Origin of the sequence: Sedimentitalea sp. XS_ASV28 (assembly GCF_041224545.1) — a bacterium.
GTDB lineage: Bacteria > Pseudomonadota > Alphaproteobacteria > Rhodobacterales > Rhodobacteraceae > Sedimentitalea.
Genome location: NZ_JBGFGP010000150.1, coordinates 15,994 through 33,647 on the forward strand (window position 1 = coordinate 15,994; position 17,654 = coordinate 33,647).

Here is a 17,654-nt window from a genome sequence, read left to right on the forward strand (position 1 = left end):
CCAAAGAAATGCAATTGGTGCACGGCCATTCCACGCCTCGTGCACCTGCCAGTTGATCCCCGCTCAGCGGTTGGCGCGCCAGCGATCGAGGATATAGCGGCTGGTCATCAGATCCAGATGTGCGCCGCCGCCATTCTTGAACAGGGTGATTTCGTCATCTGCACCCCGCGCAAAAGCGGCCAGGTCGTAATAGTCGGCAACAAGGTCGTCGCGGGTGATCACACCGTTGTCCAGAGGAATCTGGATTTCGCCGATATGGCCGATGGTCGTGTCGAAGCTGTCGACAAACAGCCGTGAGCGGCGGAGTGCGTCGTCGTCGGCCTCGCGCATGTCCGGGCGATAGGCACCGATCAGGTTCAGGTGCTGACCGGGTTGCAACCATTCACCCCTGATGATCGGCGATGATGACATTGTGGCGGTGATGACGATGTCCGCAGCGCGGACCGCCGTTTCAAGATCATCGGCGACGGTGACGCCGGGATGTGTGCTCGCCAGCGCGTCGGCCTTGGCACGGGTCCGGTTCCAGAGCGTGATCCGCGCGTCGGGGAACCCGGCGGCAAAGGCTTCGCATAGACCGCCGCCAACCGTTCCGGTGCCCACGATCAGGATGGATTTGCTATCGGCCCGCGCAAGTCGTCTGGCGGCAAGCAGGCTGTCGCCCACGGTCTTCCACTTGGTCACGAGGTGAAAATCGATCAGCGCCGACAATGTGCCGTCGCGGTCGGAATAGAGGCTGACCGAGCCGTTTACCATCGGTGTGCCACCTGCCGGGTTTTCCGGAAAGATCGTCGCGGTCTTGACGGCAAGCCCCATGCCGTCGATCCATGCGGACCGCGACAGCAGCGTATCCGGGTCGCGATAGAGAAAGGTATCGCCGATTTCCGCCCTGGGCAGATCATGGCCACGCGCAAGCGCATCGGTGAGCGCCAGCCAGTCAAGCTGCGCTTCGCCCTCGGCAAAGGGGATGAAGGGTATTGTCATGCGGCCTCCGATTCTGTGAGCAATCCCGCCGTGACCAGGCGGTCGGCCCAGCCACCTGGCCCCTCGAACAAGTGGGCTTGCCAGCCCCGGTCCCGCGCCATCGCGATATTGTCGGCGCGATCATCGGTAAACAGCAACGCGCCGGGGGCGATGCCACTGTCGGTTTCGACAACCTCGTAGATTTTAGGATCGGGTTTGATCAGCTTGAGGTGGCCCGAGATATAGCGCCGGTCAAATTCGTGCAGGAACGGGTAATGGGTGGCGGCGTAATCGAAGCTCTGGATACCGAAATTGGTCAGGGCAAAAACCGGCACGCCCTTGCTGCGCAAGGCTCGCAACAGGCGGATGGAATGTGGAATTTCCGGCTGCGCCAGTTCGATCCAGCGATCGTGCCACATGCGGATCTCGTCGCGCCATTCCGGGTAGGTCTCGGCGGTCGCGTATATCGTGTCGGTAAAGTGCTCGCCCATATCCACACGGTCATTCATGGCGTGCAGATCCACCGCCTCAAACATCACTTTGCGGCGATCGGGGCCGATGACGCTGTCATAGAACCGCTCGGGCTGCCATTCGATCAGCACGTTGCCGATGTCGAAAACCACGGCTTCTGGTTGCATGTCATGATCCCTGTCTTGATCGGGTGGCGGCCCTGATCTCTCGTTCCAGTGCGTTCAGGAAACGGGAGCGGTCCGCCTTTGTAAAGCCCTTGCCGCCGCCGCCCGTTGCCAGCGGATTGGCGGCGCGCAGGTCGGCCATCAGGTCGCGCATCGCCAGTTGTTGACCGATATTGGCCTCGGTAAAGGCGTCGCCATTGTGGCGGATCACCCGCGCGCCAGCGGCGACGCATTTCGCCGCCAGCGGGATGTCACTGGTCACCACGACATCTCCGGCCCTGCAGCGGTCGGCGATCCACATGTCTGCCGCGTCCGGGCCTTCGGGCACGATGACCGTTTCGACCAGCGGATTGGCCGAGGGGCGCAACCCGCCATTGGAGACCACGAACATCCTTATGCCATGGCGGCTGGCGACGCGCTCGGCTTCGGCCTTGACCGGGCAGGCGTCGGCATCGATGTAAAGCGCGCCCACCGGTCTCAGGCCCAGAGGGCCTGTGCGTGGAAAGTGACATGATCCTCCATGAAGGACGACACGAAGAAATAGCTGTGATCGTAGCCCGGTTGCAGCCTGAAGGTCGCGGGCTGGCGGCGCGTGGCGATGGCGGCGGCAAGCGTTTCTGGACGCAACAGGTCGATGAACTGATCATTGCTGCCGGTGTCGATCAGAACGGGACCGTCAAAGCCGGATTTGCGCATCATGATGCTGGCATCGTGGCGTTCCCACGCGGCTTTGTCGTCGCCGAGATAGGCGGCCAGTTGCTTGCGGCCCCAGTCGGCCCCCGTCGGGTTGCAGATCGGCGAAAAGGCCGAGACCGAGCGGAACCGGCCGGGCAGGTTCATCGCCAGCGTCAGCGCGCCATGCCCGCCCATCGAATGTCCGGTGATGGATTGGCGCTCGGCATCGATGGCGAAATTCGAGGCCAGCAATGCGGGCAATTCATCGGCCACGTAGTCCCACATCCGAAAATGCGGGGCCCATGGTGCCTGAGTGGCGTTGACATAGAAACCCGCACCTTGCCCAAGGTCGTAATCCTCATGATCGGCGACCCCTTCGCCCCGTGGCGAGGTGTCGGGGAACACCAGCGCAATGCCATGCTCTGCGGCCCAGCCCTGGGCGCCGGCCTTGGTCATGGCGTTTTCGTGGGTGCATGTCAGACCCGAGAGGTACCACAAAAGCGGCACCGGTCCGTCCTGCGCCTCTTGCGGCAGGAACAGGCCAAAGGTCATGTCGCACTCGCATGAGGTCGATTTGTGGCTGTATACCCCTTGCGTGCCGCCAAAGCAGGCGTTTTCCGATACGGTTTGCATGGTCACTCCGTTGATGAATGTTGTCTATCAGCTAGCGGCCGCACCGCGTGGCGTCCAGTGCCCGGGCGTGTCCGCGATCCAATTCGTTGGTCCATGCCCGATTAACCGCCCGATACCCACGACATTATGACAGGCAGCGTCAGAATGCTGATCGCGGTGGAAAACAGGATCGCTGCCGATACCCGATGCGGTGCGATGCCATAGTGCTGGGCGAGCATGTACACATTCCCTGCCACCGGCATGGCGGCGGCAGAGACCACGATGGTCGCGGAATAGTCATCAAGCGGAAACAGGACCAGCACGGCGATGGCGACGAAGAGCGGATGCAGCACCAGCTTGCAGAAGGTCAGCCAGAGCGCGATCTCGACCCGTTCCGCTGATTTGCTGGCCAGTGATGCGCCGATGGCAAACAGGGCGCCAGGGGTCGCTGCACCGCCCAGGATCGACAGAAAGTCGTTCATCGGCTCGGGGATCGGCAGGGCCAGCCCCGACCATGTCAGACCGAGCACGATCGATACGATCATCGGATTGCGCACAAGGCCAATTGCGATGGTCCGCAGGATCGACAGCGACAACTGGCCATCGCGTCCACCATGAATCAGGATCACGATCAGGCTGGAGAACACGATCAGGTCGGTTGCCAGGATCAGCATCATCGGGCCGATCGACGCTTCGCCGAACAGCATCACGAACATCGGCAACCCGAGAAATCCGACATTGCCGATGACCGCGCACTGCGCCTCGATGGCCGCGGTGGGCACGTCGAGCTTGCGGGCCAGCCCGACCGCTGTCGCAATGCAATAGACGACGGTGGTGCCGCACAGGTAACCCAACACCAGCCGCCCGTTGAATATTTCGGCCAGTTGCAGGTTGGCGGCAAAGCGGAAGATCATTGCCGACAGGGCGAAATAGAACACGAACTTGGTCAGGTAAGCCGTCGCCTCTTCGCTGAAGAACCGTATGCGGCCCGCCCAGTAACCCAGGCCGATAATCGCGAAAAAGGGCAGGGTTCTCAGAAAAATCTCGACCATTCCACAGGCGTAGCTTCAAGTTCCGAGAGCCGCAAGGGGCGCTAGCCCGAGCCGATCACAATCCCCGCGCCCAACACCAGGGCTCCACCCAGGACGACCTGAAAAGCGGCACGAAAGAACGGGGTTTGCATGTATTTGTTCTGGATCCAGGCAATGGCCCAGAGTTCGACAAAGACGATGACAAAGGCGAGGATCGTCGCAGTCCAGAAATCGGCGATGAGATAGGGCAGCGCATGACCCAGCCCGCCGATGGTGGTCATGACGCCCGATGCCAGTCCGCGTTTTATCGGCGATCCGCGTCCCGATATTTCGCCGTCATCCGATGCGGCTTCGGTAAAGCCCATAGAGATGCCCGCGCCTACGGATGCGGCGACGCCGACGAGAAAAGTCGTCCAGGTGTCCTGAGTTGCGAAGGCGGTTGCAAAGATCGGTGCGAGGGTCGAGACGGACCCATCCATCAGACCCGCAAGCCCCGGCTGTACCCAGGTCAGGACGAATTGCCGATGCGCGATGGCGTCCTCGTGCTGGCGGGTGCCGGTGTCGAGGTTATCGGTCTCAAGTTCGGTCGCCGTGACCCGGTGACCCGCCTCTGCCGCTGCCAGATTGCCCAGCAATTCGCGGGTGTCGGCATCGCTGGTGCGCGCAGCCGCGGCGAGATAGAAGCGCTCGGCATCCCGTTCCATCATCTCGGCCTCGTCGCGAATTCGTTCCAGCCCCAGGTTTTCCATCAACCAGACCGGTCGCCGGGCATAATATCCGGCGACATGCTCGCGACGGATGAGCGGAATGGTGTCTCCGAATCTGCGCCGGTGCAGATCGATGAGGCGTGCGCGGTGGGTGTCTTCCTCTGCCGCCATGCCGTCGAACATACGCGCACTGGCGGGGTAGTCTGCGCGCAGGCGTTCCGCGTAACCGCGATAGATGCGCGCGTCGTCTTCTTCCGATGCAATGGCAAGCGCAAGTATCTCTTGCTCGGAAAGGTCACGGAAGCGTTTTCGTTGGCCGGGGTATCGCATTTTATCCACTCTTTAGAATGATTCTAAATATAGGAGCGGACGCGTGAATGGCAACCGCTTCCCTGTATGGAGTTGTCGAAACTAAACCGTTCGGTTTAAGTTGATCGCACGGAGATCAGCCAACGGAGCCTTTATGCGCCAGCCAGATACCATCGTGCGAACCGGTCGCAAGTTCGATCAGGTGGTCGAGGGCGCGCGGGAGGTATTCATGGCTGACGGTTTCGAGGGGGCGAGCGTCGACGATATCGCGCGCGCGGCGGGGGTCTCCAAGGCGACGCTCTACAGCTATTTTCCAGACAAGCGCCTGTTGTTCATGGAAGTCGCATCAAATGAATGCCGGCGCATGGCAGGACGTGCGCTTGGTCTGATAGACGAAACCGCGCCGCCGCGGCAGGTGCTGAGAATTGCCGCGCAGCAGTTGGTTCCGTTCCTGTTGTCGCCATTTGCACAGCAGTGCTTTCGCATATGTGTGGCCGAGCGCGACCGGTTTCCCGAACTGGGCCGAGCGTTTTATGCAAGCGGTCCCGAAATGGGTTGCCAGCAGCTGACCGCGTATTTTCAAAAGGCGATCACCCGGGGCGAACTCGACATCGCCGACGTGCAGATGGCGGCAGAGCAGTTTTCCGAACTCTGTCGTGCCAGGCTCTGGACGCGTGCGGTATTCGGTATCCAGTCCGAATTCAGCCAGCAAGAAATCGACGATGTGGTCGAGAACGCGGTCGAAACCTTTCTGGCCCGCTACGCGACGTAGCCACGCCACGCTTTTCGCACACCTGGATTGAGCGACTTTTGAGCGAGCAACCCATGCGCGAAAGCACATATTCATTGCCACAAATTCGTTAATTGACAGATTTACTAAGATTAATATAGGAGCGTTTTGAACAATGCGAGCAAGCGGTCCGCCAGTCAGCATCCCCACGTGATCTTCACTAGCTGACAGGAGCGGACCATTGCCCTCTACTCTCATATTCGATGCAAGCACCCTGCGCGGTGGCTTTGACATGCCGAACTTCCTCGACCAGTTCTTTGCGAACCTGACCAATGACTCGATGGATTTCTATGGCGGGTCGCCTGACTCGGTTTACGGCTCGACCTATTATCTGAACGGGTCGCAGGTGCTGGGGCGCTACACGGATGGTCCGGACGGGGCGCTGGTGTCGTCGTCGGTCCTTCTCGAAGGAGAGGGCATTGCCTATGATTACCTCCATCACGGCGCGTCCTACGGTCATGGGATTTCCGGTCAGCTGGATGCGCTTGTATTCGGCGACTGGGTCGAAGGTGTCACCACCGGAGAGCAGGGAACCGGGGTTGCCGGACGCGTTGTCGATTTCGATGCCGGCCTCAAGGTGAGCGGGTTCATGCTCGATGTCGAGCCGGGGGGCGGCACCGATGTCGCGACCAACCCGGTCTACGCGCTCTACAAGGCGGTGCAGGACGCGGATGCGGATGCGCTGAACGCGATCTGGTCCGAACACGCGGTCGACGTGACGGGCGGCTCCAGAGATGACACGCTGATCGGCTTCGATCTCGACGACAGCCTGTCGAGCGGGCGCGGCAACGATTCGCTGACGGGCGGCAATGGCGATGACCAGCTGGTCGGAGGGTATGGTGACGACACGCTCTCGGGTGGTGATGGCCGGGACTTTCTCAAGGGCGGCGCCGGTAACGATACGCTGACCGGGGGCGCACAGCGCGATCTGCTGTTCGGTGGTATAGGTGACGATGTGCTTGAGGGCGGAGCGGGAGCCGACCGGCTGTTTGGCGGTGCCGGAGCCGACGTGTTCGTGATCGTTGCCAGCAACACGCGCGACATAATTCGCGACCTCGACGTCGCCGAAGACATGATTGATGTGACTGCGCTTGGTTTGTCGACCCTCGGCGACTTTGCAGTGATTGAGAGCCAGAACTGGATCGAACTGTCGGCGGGGGATGCGAATATCCGCCTCTTCGGTGTGGAACTGGCCGATCTCTCTGACGACATCTTCATGTTCTAGGCGCCTACGAGGCATGGCGGGGCGCGTATCGAACTTTGGTGCGCGCCCCGCCACGGGGTCGAAATGCTGCTACCGAAATCCGATATTCGCTACCTGATCTCGCTAAGCGTGGTTCTGGCCAGCCCGGTCGCCGCGCAGGATGGCGACCCGTTCGTGCTGGATACGATCGAGGTGGACGCGGATCTGCCCCAAGCCCTGAGTTGGGACGAAACCGAGATATCCGACGAGCAGCTTGAAACCGAGTATCAGGGGAGCAACCTGCAAACAATCATGCGGAGCGCGCCGGGCGTCACGGTGCTTGGCGGCGCGGCGGGCGGTGCGGAAACTGCGGTCAACATTCGCGGGTTGCAGGATTTCGGCCGGGTGGCGGTTACCGTTGACGGGATGCGCCAGAATTTTGCCCGCTCCGGCCACGAGGCCAATGGTACGTTCGCGGTGGATACCGAGATGCTGCGCGGCATCACGGTCGCGCGCGGACCGGGAGCAAAGGCGGGTGCAATCGGCGGGGCGCTGGAAATGCGAACCGTCGGGGCCGGCGACCTGCTGCCCGATGACGGTGGACGTGTGGGCGGGGAATTCCGCATGCGCTATGGCACGCTGACCGAAGCGCCAACGGTTCATGGTGCGGTCGCCGGGCAATTAAGCGACGCGGTCGATCTTACCTTTGCGGCAACACGGGCCGAGATGGGTGACTATACCGCCCCCGATGGCACCGAAGTCTATGCATGGCAGGAAACACAGAGCGCCCTCGCGACTCTCGGGTTCACCAACCAGAGCGGCGCGCGCCTGACCTTCAGCGCCAGTCGGCTCGACATGAATTACTACACCGGACGCCTGTCCAGCCTGCCACGGGACAACGACATGCGGACTGACACGGTGTCCTTCGGCTATCAGGCCGAGGATGTTCTGGGCGGCTGGGCACTCAATGGCCGGCTCTACGACGTCTCCACCACGGTCTCACAGCGTCTTCTGAACGAGAACCTGATGCCAACCGGTGTGGATCGGTCCTATGACACGGGGACAACCGGTCTTCTGGTCGAGGCGGCACGCCTGTTCGCGGTCGGTACAACGGATCATGATATCGGGCTGACGCTCGAGGGGTTCCGCGATACGGTCACCACCGACGATCCGGTGAATGACAGCCTGACGCCATCGGGCAATCGTGACCTCTGGTCACTGGCCATCGAAGATCGCATCACCGTCGGCACCGCGACGTTCATTCTCGGGTTGAGCGCCGACAGCTACAAGCTGGACAGCCCGGACGCGACGGTCACCGGCGAGGCTCTCTCGCCCCGGATCGGCCTGGAATTTCCGGTCGGCTCTGATGTCGTGCTTTACGGCAGCATGGCGCTCGCTTCCCGATTTCCATCCCTGAACGAAACGCTGGTCAACGGCATGCATCCGGAACCGGCGGATTTCCCGGTCATCCCCAACCCCGATCTGCAACCCGAACGCATGCGTTCGATCGAGATCGGTATCGGCTACAGCCGACAGGATCTGTTCACAACCGGGGATTTCCTGCAACTGCGGGCGACCGGCTTTTACAACAAGATCGAGGACTATATCGGTCTGGTCCGTGTCGGCGGCCTGTTCGACGCCTCCTATCAATACAACAATATCGACAATGTGCGCATTCGCGGCTTCGAGCTTGAGGCATCGTATCTGTCCGGCGGTTTCTTCGGCGAATTCGCGGGGCAGTTGCTGGACGGTATCGACCTTGAGACAGGTCTTGAACTGGCCAGCGTACCGCCTGACCGGATGGTTGTGACCGCCGGGTATCGCAGTCCGGACGGCCGCCGCGAACTGGGCGCGCGATTCACGTCGGTCGGCACCAAGGAGGGTGGGGACCTGCACAGTCCGGCCTGGCAGACGGTGGATTTGTTCTACGAGCAGGCGGTGTCCGACCGCACGACCTTCGGCTTGGCGCTCAACAACATCTTCAACGAGAACTACACGGCTCACCTCGAAACCCAACCGTCACCCGGGTTCAACGCTTTGGCGTCGCTCATCGTGCGATTCTGAATCCGGACGTACAGAAAGGACAATCCATGACACTCTCAATCCGACTCTCCCTGAACCCGGTGACTGGCGCGGGTATCGATTTCAACGCGGATCTCGAGGCGCATTTCGTTGGCTTCGAACCCTATCAGACACCGGTCTTCCTGCCCGAGACCGGGGTGACGACGCAGGTTCTGCACCTGGACACTCCGACAGACGGGAGCGAGGCAGACACGCGGGTTGTTCTGCTCGAGGGGGATGATTTCGCATACACGTTCTCGAACCACTCGGTCAGCGGCACCATCGAAACCATCCGCTTCGGTACGCTCGATGAGGCGTGGGATCCGGCGACGCAGGACCTTGCGCTGGAAAACGGTGTGATCACCGATATGGGCGACATGATCACCATATCCGGATTCAACATCACCAACCCGGTCGGGGTGAAAGGCGATGTGCACGAGATTGTCGCGGGCATGATGGGGGGCGGTCTGAACGGCAGTCAGGCCGACCCTACGCCGATCTATGACAATATCTGGGCCGAGGCGCACGATGTCACCGGCACCAGCGCCAATGACAGATACGCGGGAACCGATTTTGGCGACACGGTCCGGGGGGGCAACGGCAGAGACTTTCTGAACGGCAGGGGCGGCAGTGACACGATCCTTGGCCAGAATGGTTCGGATCTGCTGTTTGGCGGTTCCGGCATCGATATTCTCAGCGGTGGCAATGGGGCGGACCGGCTTGTCGGTGGTGCAGGCAGGGACACGATGATCGGTGGCAACGGGCGCGATACCTTTGTCTTTTCCAAGCTGGCACATGTCAGGAACGACCGGATCAAGGATTTCGACGCGGGGCAGGGGGACAGGATCGCACTCAACGGCATCGACGCCCGCGAGGATATCGGCGGAAACCAGGCCTTTACACTGATCGGTAACGCCGGTTTCTCGGGGCAGTCGGGTGAGCTTCGGGTCTGGAACAACGGTCAGTCGACCTTTGTCGGGGGGGACACGGATGGCGATGGCATGCGCGATTTCCGGATCGCACTCAACGGCGTGCACGATCTCACGGTCGACGACTTCATTCTCTGAGGCGGAAAGCGCTATTGCGCGCGGGCGGTTTGCCGCTCGCGCGTCGCTGATGTGCCGCTGCGATGGCGCAGCGAAATATACCGGGTGCCGCTGCTGCTCAGTGCACCACGAAATGAACCCAGGCCCAGACCATCGCGATATAGGTCAACTGGTGCAGGGCCTGATCGACCCCTGCGGCGCGCCAGAATTTGGCGTCGCTGGGGCCGCAACCGCTGGCTTCGCCGTGGCGGGCCTTGGCCCAGTCGATATGAAAATGCGCAAGCCATTCAGCGGTGCAGATTGCAACGATGAACCCGAGTGGCGCGCCGACCAGGAAAAAAGCGATCGCGGAGCCAAGTGCATGGACGGCCGCGTGCTGAGCCCGGCCTACATGAAAATAGATTGCGCGATCCGCCAGCATGCGCGGGGTCTGCAGGAAATAATCGGCAAACATATGCTTTATTTGCAGCAAGCACAAAAGCAATAAAATCGTACTGGTCACGTCGGACAAATCAGCCTCCTGTCCGTGCTCTCCCCCTTCAGCTTAGGACTTTACCGGTGACGCTGCAATCATGCTGCGTCTCAAATGCCTTTGGCCAAATTATTTGCGCCACGGGGGGTGTGGTTGCTAGGCTTTCGGCACTACATGGCCTTGCGAGGGCCATCGGGAATGGTGGCGTGTACGGAAACACATTTGGAATAATTCAATAGAACCTACGATATTTGGTTTCATCTGGAAGTATTCAAAGCGCGATCAGCTGATTTTGCTGATGGTGACCAGCTTTCTATTTCCGCTGCTCTACCTGACGCTGGAACTGCCCAAGCGGATCATCAACGATGCCATCGGGGCGCAATCGCCGATGATCGACGTCTTTGGCATGCAGGTCGGACAGGTGACGTTCCTTTGGCTGCTCTGCGGGGCGTTCCTTTTGTCGGTGCTGTGTCATGGCCTGCTGAAGATGCGCATCAACACGATGAAGGGGGTTCTGTCGGAACGCATGCTGCGCCGGTTCCGCTATCAGCTGATCTCGCGCATCCTGCGATTCCCCCAGCCGTATTTCGAGCGCGTGAGCCAGGGCGAACTGGTGTCGATGGTAACCGCCGAGTCCGAACCGATGGGCGGCCTCATGGGCGATGCAATCAGCCAGCCGGTCCTGCAAGCGGGCCAGATGCTGACCATACTCGGTTTCCTGTTCCTGCAAAGCTTCTGGTTCGGGCTCGCGGCGGTGGCGCTGATCCCGTTGCAGGCCTGGCTCATTCCCAAGCTGCAACGCGAGATCAACGAGTTGAACAAGTCCCGGATCAAGGAGGTTCGGGTTCTGGCGAGCATGATCGGCGAGAGTGCCGCCGGCGCATCGACCCTGCGCAGCAATGGGGGCTGGCAATACCGTATGGCCCAGACACTGGGTCAGTTGGGCCGGCTCTTTGACATCCGCTTTTTGATCTACCAGAAAAAGTTCTTCATGAAGTTTCTCAACAACTTCATTACCCAGCTCACGCCATTCTTCTTTTTCTCGGTCGGTGGCTATCTCGTCTTGCAGGGGTCGGTGTCCCTTGGGGCATTGGTTGCGGCGCTGGCGGCCTACAAGGACCTGTCGAGCCCGTGGAAAGAGCTTCTGGCCTATTACAACCAGACCCAGGACATGGCCGTGCGTTGGGATGTGATCCTGGAGCGGTTCGCGCCCGACGGCATGGTAAACGAGACGCTGATCTCGGATCCGCCTGACCCGATCCCGCATCTGGAGGGAGATCTGGCTTTTGACCACGTGACCGCCCACGACGCCGACGGCAACATCGTGCTCGAGGATATCTCGGCAAGTTTCCCCGCCGGTTCGGTCGTTGGTATCACCGCGCCGAGCGCTGAGGATCGCAAGGTCATGTCGGAACTCATGATCCGCGAATATTTGCCGTCTTCAGGAAAGATCACCGTCGGCGACCAGGATCTGCGCGAGTTTCATCAGTCCGTTATCGCGACGCGGATCGGCTATGCCAATTCACATCCAGTGCTGTTCCAGGGCACGTTTGGCGAGAATGTCATGATGTCACTGAGGGCCGAACCGCCGGATGCAACGAGGAACGAGACGCAGTCGCGAAAGGCGGACAGGGTCGGCAATGGCTCCGATCCGGATGCCGGGAGCGGAACCGCGCAGGCGATGGCGGATCTGGAGGACGCCGACGCACTGCGCGAATGGTGGCTCGAACTGATCGAGGGGATCGGCTCGGGGTCCGATCTGTTCCGGCGCGGCGTCGAGCAGCGTTTCGACGCGGAAAAGCACCCTGATCTGGCCAAACGTCTGATCGAGTTGCGCCCGAAGGTCCAGGCCGCCGTGCGCGACGCCGAGCTGGACAAATACGTGCTGCTGTTCGATCCGGAGAAATACAATCCGGGCCTGGCCGTGGGCGAGAACCTGTTATACGCCACGCCGCGGGTGCAGATCACCCAGGAGTTGCTGGCCGGCAAGACCGACTTCATGGCGCAACTCAGGGCGTTGCGGCTTGAGCAGGATCTGCTGACACTGAGCCGGGATGTTCTCGCGCTGCTGCGCCGGACTTTCGGGCTGGATGGCACGGATCACCCGCTGTTTCGCAAGCTCGGACTCAATGTCAAAACCTACGAATGTGCGGTCGAACTCGTCGAACGGAGTTGCAAGGGGGGGACCGATGAACTGACGCCGCAGGAATTGTCGATCATGCTGAGCGTGCCCTTCCAGATCACTGCGGAGCAGCTTGGACCGGCCTTTCCCGATGAGATCAAGGCGCGTATCCTCGACCTGCGCCAAAGTCATTCGCAAGACATGCAGCGTGCGTTGGATGATCTCTTTGCACCGCTTGACAAGGACCGTTTCGTGCCAGACCGGACGGTGATCGAAAACGCCCTGTTCGGGGTGATCTCGGAAACCGCAGGCGGCAAGGCGGAAGATGTCCATGACCTCGTCGCCAAGGTGCTCGCCGAAAACGACGCGGAAAAGCTGGTGGTCGAATTGATCTATGACATGGATATCAGCCTGGGGGGCGCGAATTTGCCTGCGCTGTTCGCCGAACCGCTTGCCTTCAGCCGGGCGGCGATCAAACGCCCCGATATTCTCATCCTCGACAAGGCGCTGGACAGCTACGACATCGCGATCAAGGTGGGCGCGCACAAGAAGCTGCGTGCCTTGCTGCCGGACACGACGCTGATCTACCTGAGCGACAGTTTCGAGCGCGAGGACGTGTTCGATCGCCATTTCGAGCTGCGGCAAGGACGAATGGTCAGCGATGATGTGGCGCGCGACAGTGAGGGGGACAGCGTCGGCAGTGCGGATCTTGCGCGAAAACTGCGGGCGCTGGAGCAAACCGACTTGTTCTCGGGGCTGAACCGGAAACAGCTTCGGTTGCTGGCCTTCGGTGCGCGGTGGTTCGCTGCCGGCAAGGACGAGATCGTGTTCAACAAGGGCGATGCACCCAAGGACGGCGCCTATGTGGTGATCGAGGGGTCCGCCGATCTGTACCACCCTCACGACGACGAACAGGACGAGTTGATCGCAACCGTCGGTCCGGGAGCGTTTGTGGGCGAACTCGGACTGATCCGCAACGAGCCACGCGCGCTCAGCATGCGGGCCACCTCCGAACTCAGATGCCTGCGTGTGGGTGCCGAGGAGTTTCTCGACGTGGTGCAAAACGACGCGGCCACCGCGTTCCGGTTGCTGCAGGTGGTGGCAGGCTATGTGAACGGGTAGAGCCTCGCACGAAACGCTTGGGTTTCCTGCCAAATGGCGGGAACATGTCGGGCCTCGTGACGACAGATATGTTGCCTGATGCGCTATAGCATTTCGCGATAAACCTGAAACACCTAACGCTGCCTGAAATAAAAGATTTCAACGCGTTAGTTGATGCGAAATGTTTCAAGTCAATCGCGAAACGCTTTAATCCTCGCCACAGAACAGCACATAGATTAGACCGATCACCCGTTCGGTGTTGTTGTCCGAAAGCGAATAGAAGATCGTCTTGCCCTGGCGGCGCGTCGTCACCAGACCCTCGTCACGCAACCGGGCCAGCATCTGGCTGACTGCGGCCTGACGAATATTCAGCAGGATCTCGAGTTCTCCGACCGATTTTTCGCCTGCGCCAAGGTGGCACAGGATCATCAGGCGGCCCTCATGGGCGAGTGTCTTGAGATAGGATGCCGCGTCGTGGGCGCGATTGGCCATGACTTCCGGCACACATTGGGGAAATGAATTTGGGGTTTGAAGGGTCACGTTAATCATATCCGAAAAATATAACAATATTTCCCTATACTGACTCAAACTGCGACCGGATGTCACCCCTCTGTCGGCGGTGCACCCCCTTGAAATGCGTTTCCATTGACATAGTCACAGCCTTCTTCCTGCATTTGAAGGTGCAGACCGGTACCGGTGTAGGGATGCGCGCGGGCCAGATCTTCGTCCACTTCAATTCCCAGCCCCGCCGTTGTTGGCGGGCTCACAAAGCCGCATTCGACCCGGATGGTTCCCTTGATAAGCGCTGCGTGAAATGGTGTTTCGATGGTTTCAGCCATCAGGATGTTGGGAATGGAGGCGGACAACTGGATATTCGCGGCCCATTCGATGGGGCCGGCATAGAGATGCGGGGCCATCTGGGCGTTGCAGGCCTCTGCCATCGCAGCAACCTTTTTCATTTCCCAGATGCCGCCTGCGCGTCCCAGTGCCGGTTGCAGGATCGATGCCGCGCCGGCGTGCAGGACCGCGCCAAACTCTGCCTTGGTGGTCAGCCGCTCGCCGGTGGCAACGGGGATACGCACGGCGGCCGCGACGCGGGCCATTTCGGTCACGTTGTCCGGGGGCACCGGTTCCTCGAACCAGAGCGGTGAATAGGGTTCAAGCGCCTGACCCAGGCGGATGGCGCCGGCGGTGGTGAATTGTCCATGCGTCCCAAAGAGCAGGTCCGCCCGGTCCCCCACCGCTTCTCGAATGGCGTGGCAAAAGGCGACGGATTGCGAAATGTCGGTCATGGCGGGCATGTGACCGCCGCGCATTGTGTAGGGGCCCGCAGGGTCGAATTTTACCGCGGTGTACCCTTGGCGCAGCAAATCGGCGGCTGCTTCGGCGGCCTGATCGGGAGAGGTCCAGAAATCGGTCAGATTGTGCTGGGCCAGCGGATAGAGATAGGTATAGGCCCGGATACGGTCGTTCATCCGCCCGCCGATCAGCGCATGCACGGGGCGGTCGCGATCCTTGCCGAGAATGTCCCAGCACGCAATTTCCAGACCGGAAAATGCGCCCATCACGGTCAGATCGGGCCGTTGCGTGAAACCCGAGGAATAGGCGCGACGGAACATCAGTTCGATGTTTTCCGGGTTCTCTTCGCGCATGTGCCGGTCGAAAACGTCGGTGATGACCGCGCGCATCGCCTCTGGCCCCACCGATGAGGCGTAACATTCGCCCCAGCCGGTGATCCCGGTATCGGTCGTCACCTTGACCAGGATCCAGTACCGTCCGCCCCAACCCGGCGCAGGCGGGGCGGTCACGATGATATCAAGGTCACGCAGTTTCATGGGCAGTTTCCTTGTTCTGGGAAAAGTGGTGCTGTGCCCCGTCGCGCTCAGAACAGGATCACGTTGCGTCTTGCGCTGCCGGTTTTGGTGTCGGTAATGGCGTCGTTGATCTGATCGAGCGACCAGCGGCCCGAGATCAGTTCGTCAAGCTTCAGACGGCCCTGCTGGTACAGGTCTACCATCCACGGTATGTCCCGCTGGATGACGGTGTCGCCCATCTTGGAGCCGACCAGAGCCTGCCCCTGGTAGGACATGTTCATCGGGCTGTACTCCGAGCGCGACTCCGCATGAGGCATGCCGATCATGATCGCCTTGCCGCCCCAGCCCAGGTATTTGGGTGCTTCGTCATAGGCCCGCGCCGCGCCGACCGTCACCATGACCGCATCCGCACCGCGCCCGCCGAAGGCTTTGTAGGCCCGGCGCCAGGGGGCGGGTTCGGTGGCCAGTATGCCGTGGGTTGCGCCGAATTCCTTGGCGATTTCGAGCTTGTCCTCGGTCATGTCCACGGCCACGATACGCCGCGCCCCGGCAATGCGTGCGCCCTGAATCGCGTTGAGACCGACGCCGCCCGCGCCGATCACGACCACATCCTGACCGGCGCGCAGTCTGGCGGCGTTCACCGCCGCGCCGACGCCGGTGATCACGCCGCAAGACAACAGGCAGGCGGCGTCGCGTGGCATGTCGCCGGGGATCTTCACGATCTGGCTGCGATGCACGACGACCTTTTCCGCGAATGCGCCACAGGCCATCGCCTGAAGCAGCGGTTCGCCATCGGCGGTGCTAATCGGCCCGTTGACGCCGTCGGGCGGATTTTCACATATCGTCGGCTGCCCACCGGCACAATTCGGACAGGTCCCGCAGGCCCGGATCAGGGTGACAACCACGGCGTCGCCCGTCTGAAAACCGGTCACACCGTCGCCCAGTGCAGTAACCACACCGGCCGCTTCGTGCCCGTAGACCGCAGGAAGGTGACCACCCCATGCGCCTTCGGCATAGGAAATGTCCGAGTGGCATATCGCGACTGCATCAAGGGTCACTTCGACCTCGCCAACCCCTGGATCGGCGAGCTGTATCTCTTCAATGACCAAGGGTGCGCCAAATTCACGGCAAACCGCCGCTTTGATCGTTTGCATGCTGTGTCTCCCCGTTTCTTGCGATTACCGTGGCCCGCGCCACTTTGCTCCGCAAGACGGAAATTGATGCGCCGGACCCAAACGGGTTTCCCGGCGCAGAACGATCGTGACTGCGATCAGCAACAAGGCCAGCGATATGCGCTGCGGCAGAACCGGGAAGCCGCTTCGTCAGATATGTCCAATATCCGCCAGAAAGCCCCTCAGAACACGGGCGTATTCTGCGGGGTTCTCGACGCAGGGCAGATGGCCCGCGCCTTTCATCAGGTGAAATTGCGATCCGGGGATCAGTTTTACCGTCTCGCGCACAAGGTCGGGTGGCGTCGCGCCATCCCGATCGCCCGCAATACCCAGTGTCGGCAGGCGCAGCCCGCTGGTCGGAGTATAGAAATCGGTGCCGGCGATCGCGGCGGAACACCCTGCATAGCCCTCGGATGGCTGACGAACGAGCATGTTGCGCCAGAGGGCGAGTTCCGGGGTGTTGCGGAACGCTTCGCTGAACCAACGCTCCATCACCGGGTCGGCGAGCGCGGCAATGCCTCCCTCCCTGACCGCGTCGATTCGTGCGTTCCACATATCCGCCGTGCCGATCTTGGCCGCTGTATTCGACAGGACCATCGCGCGCACGAGGTCGAGCCGCTTGACCGCCAGCCCCTGCGCGATCATGCCACCGATCGACAGGCCGACAAAGGCACAGTCCCGGACGTCGAGCAGGTCCAGAAGCTGTTCTGCGTCGCGTACCAATGCGCCCATCGAATAGGGTGCCGGCGGACAGGAGGACAGGCCATGCCCCCGCTTGTCATAGCGGATGATCCTGAGCCCGGCGGGCAGCAGCGGCAGGATCGGATCCCACAGCCGCAGGTCGGTGCCAAGCGAGTTCGCAAACACCACCGGTGCCCCGTCAGGGTCGCCGTCGATACGATAGTGAAGTTGGACATCGCCAAGGTCGGCAATCTGCATGGACTCTATTCCTTTGTTTTGTGGC

General features: G+C 61.0%; 16 protein-coding genes. 5 read left to right on the plus strand and 11 right to left on the minus strand.

Annotated features, from left to right (window positions below; genetic code table 11):
- Window positions 1-63: 63 nt before the first annotated feature.
- From AB9K34_RS15375 to mbfA, 6 genes are all read right to left on the minus strand, one after another.
- Window positions 64-981: an ornithine cyclodeaminase family protein gene (locus AB9K34_RS15375; RefSeq protein WP_369955309.1), complete on the minus strand. Its 918-nt coding sequence runs from the start codon at window positions 979-981 to the stop codon at window positions 64-66.
- Window positions 978-1,598, minus strand: a complete 621-nt coding sequence (locus tag AB9K34_RS15380) for an HAD family hydrolase (RefSeq protein WP_369955310.1) — start codon at window positions 1,596-1,598, stop codon at window positions 978-980. Before AB9K34_RS15380 ends, AB9K34_RS15375 begins: the two co-directional genes overlap by 4 nt.
- 1 nt (window position 1,599) lies before the next feature.
- Window positions 1,600-2,067, minus strand: coding sequence for a YaiI/YqxD family protein (locus AB9K34_RS15385; RefSeq protein ID WP_369955311.1), 468 nt, complete (start codon window positions 2,065-2,067; stop codon window positions 1,600-1,602).
- A gap of 5 nt (window positions 2,068-2,072) precedes the next feature.
- Entirely contained in the window at window positions 2,073-2,903 is an 831-nt protein-coding gene (fghA, locus tag AB9K34_RS15390; protein WP_369955312.1) for an S-formylglutathione hydrolase, read from the minus strand.
- A gap of 101 nt (window positions 2,904-3,004) precedes the next feature.
- The gene (locus AB9K34_RS15395) at window positions 3,005-3,934 is read right to left on the minus strand and encodes an AEC family transporter (RefSeq protein ID WP_369955313.1); all 930 of its coding nucleotides are present in this window, start codon (window positions 3,932-3,934) and stop codon (window positions 3,005-3,007) included.
- Window positions 3,935-3,975: 41 nt separating this feature from the next.
- Window positions 3,976-4,950 (minus strand): iron exporter MbfA, encoded by a 975-nt coding sequence (mbfA, locus tag AB9K34_RS15400; protein WP_369955314.1) that lies wholly within the window; start codon window positions 4,948-4,950, stop codon window positions 3,976-3,978.
- A 133-nt stretch (window positions 4,951-5,083) separates the two neighbouring features.
- Between mbfA and AB9K34_RS15405 the strand changes: the two genes are divergently transcribed.
- The 4 genes from AB9K34_RS15405 (at window position 5,084) to AB9K34_RS15420 (ending at window position 10,030) form a co-directional block, all read left to right on the plus strand.
- The gene (locus AB9K34_RS15405; protein ID WP_369955315.1) at window positions 5,084-5,701 is read left to right on the plus strand and encodes a TetR/AcrR family transcriptional regulator; all 618 of its coding nucleotides are present in this window, start codon (window positions 5,084-5,086) and stop codon (window positions 5,699-5,701) included.
- A gap of 199 nt (window positions 5,702-5,900) precedes the next feature.
- Window positions 5,901-6,944: a calcium-binding protein gene (locus tag AB9K34_RS15410; protein WP_369955316.1), complete on the plus strand. Its 1,044-nt coding sequence runs from the start codon at window positions 5,901-5,903 to the stop codon at window positions 6,942-6,944.
- Window positions 6,945-7,007: 63 nt separating this feature from the next.
- On the plus strand, window positions 7,008-8,966 hold the full coding sequence (locus AB9K34_RS15415; protein WP_369955317.1) for a TonB-dependent receptor domain-containing protein: 1,959 nt from the start codon (window positions 7,008-7,010) through the stop codon (window positions 8,964-8,966).
- Window positions 8,967-8,992: 26 nt separating this feature from the next.
- Window positions 8,993-10,030, plus strand: a complete 1,038-nt coding sequence (locus AB9K34_RS15420; RefSeq protein WP_369955318.1) for a calcium-binding protein — start codon at window positions 8,993-8,995, stop codon at window positions 10,028-10,030.
- 97 nt (window positions 10,031-10,127) lie between these two features.
- Here AB9K34_RS15420 and AB9K34_RS15425 read toward each other — a convergent pair whose 3' ends face one another.
- Entirely contained in the window at window positions 10,128-10,520 is a 393-nt protein-coding gene (locus AB9K34_RS15425) for a DUF3307 domain-containing protein (protein ID WP_369955319.1), read from the minus strand.
- 259 nt (window positions 10,521-10,779) lie between these two features.
- On the opposite strand from AB9K34_RS15425, the gene AB9K34_RS15430 reads away from it, so the two are divergent.
- Entirely contained in the window at window positions 10,780-13,725 is a 2,946-nt protein-coding gene (locus AB9K34_RS15430) for an ABC transporter transmembrane domain-containing protein (RefSeq protein ID WP_369955320.1), read from the plus strand.
- A gap of 186 nt (window positions 13,726-13,911) precedes the next feature.
- Here AB9K34_RS15430 and AB9K34_RS15435 read toward each other — a convergent pair whose 3' ends face one another.
- From AB9K34_RS15435 to pcaD, 4 genes are all read right to left on the minus strand, one after another.
- The gene (locus tag AB9K34_RS15435; protein ID WP_369955321.1) at window positions 13,912-14,196 is read right to left on the minus strand and encodes a metalloregulator ArsR/SmtB family transcription factor; all 285 of its coding nucleotides are present in this window, start codon (window positions 14,194-14,196) and stop codon (window positions 13,912-13,914) included.
- 110 nt (window positions 14,197-14,306) lie between these two features.
- On the minus strand, window positions 14,307-15,539 hold the full coding sequence (locus AB9K34_RS15440) for a mandelate racemase/muconate lactonizing enzyme family protein (RefSeq protein WP_369955322.1): 1,233 nt from the start codon (window positions 15,537-15,539) through the stop codon (window positions 14,307-14,309).
- Between the two features lie 47 nt (window positions 15,540-15,586).
- The gene (locus AB9K34_RS15445) at window positions 15,587-16,672 is read right to left on the minus strand and encodes a Zn-dependent alcohol dehydrogenase (RefSeq protein WP_369955323.1); all 1,086 of its coding nucleotides are present in this window, start codon (window positions 16,670-16,672) and stop codon (window positions 15,587-15,589) included.
- A 168-nt stretch (window positions 16,673-16,840) separates the two neighbouring features.
- Window positions 16,841-17,629 (minus strand): 3-oxoadipate enol-lactonase, encoded by a 789-nt coding sequence (gene pcaD / locus AB9K34_RS15450; protein ID WP_369955324.1) that lies wholly within the window; start codon window positions 17,627-17,629, stop codon window positions 16,841-16,843.
- Window positions 17,630-17,654 lie beyond the last annotated feature (25 nt).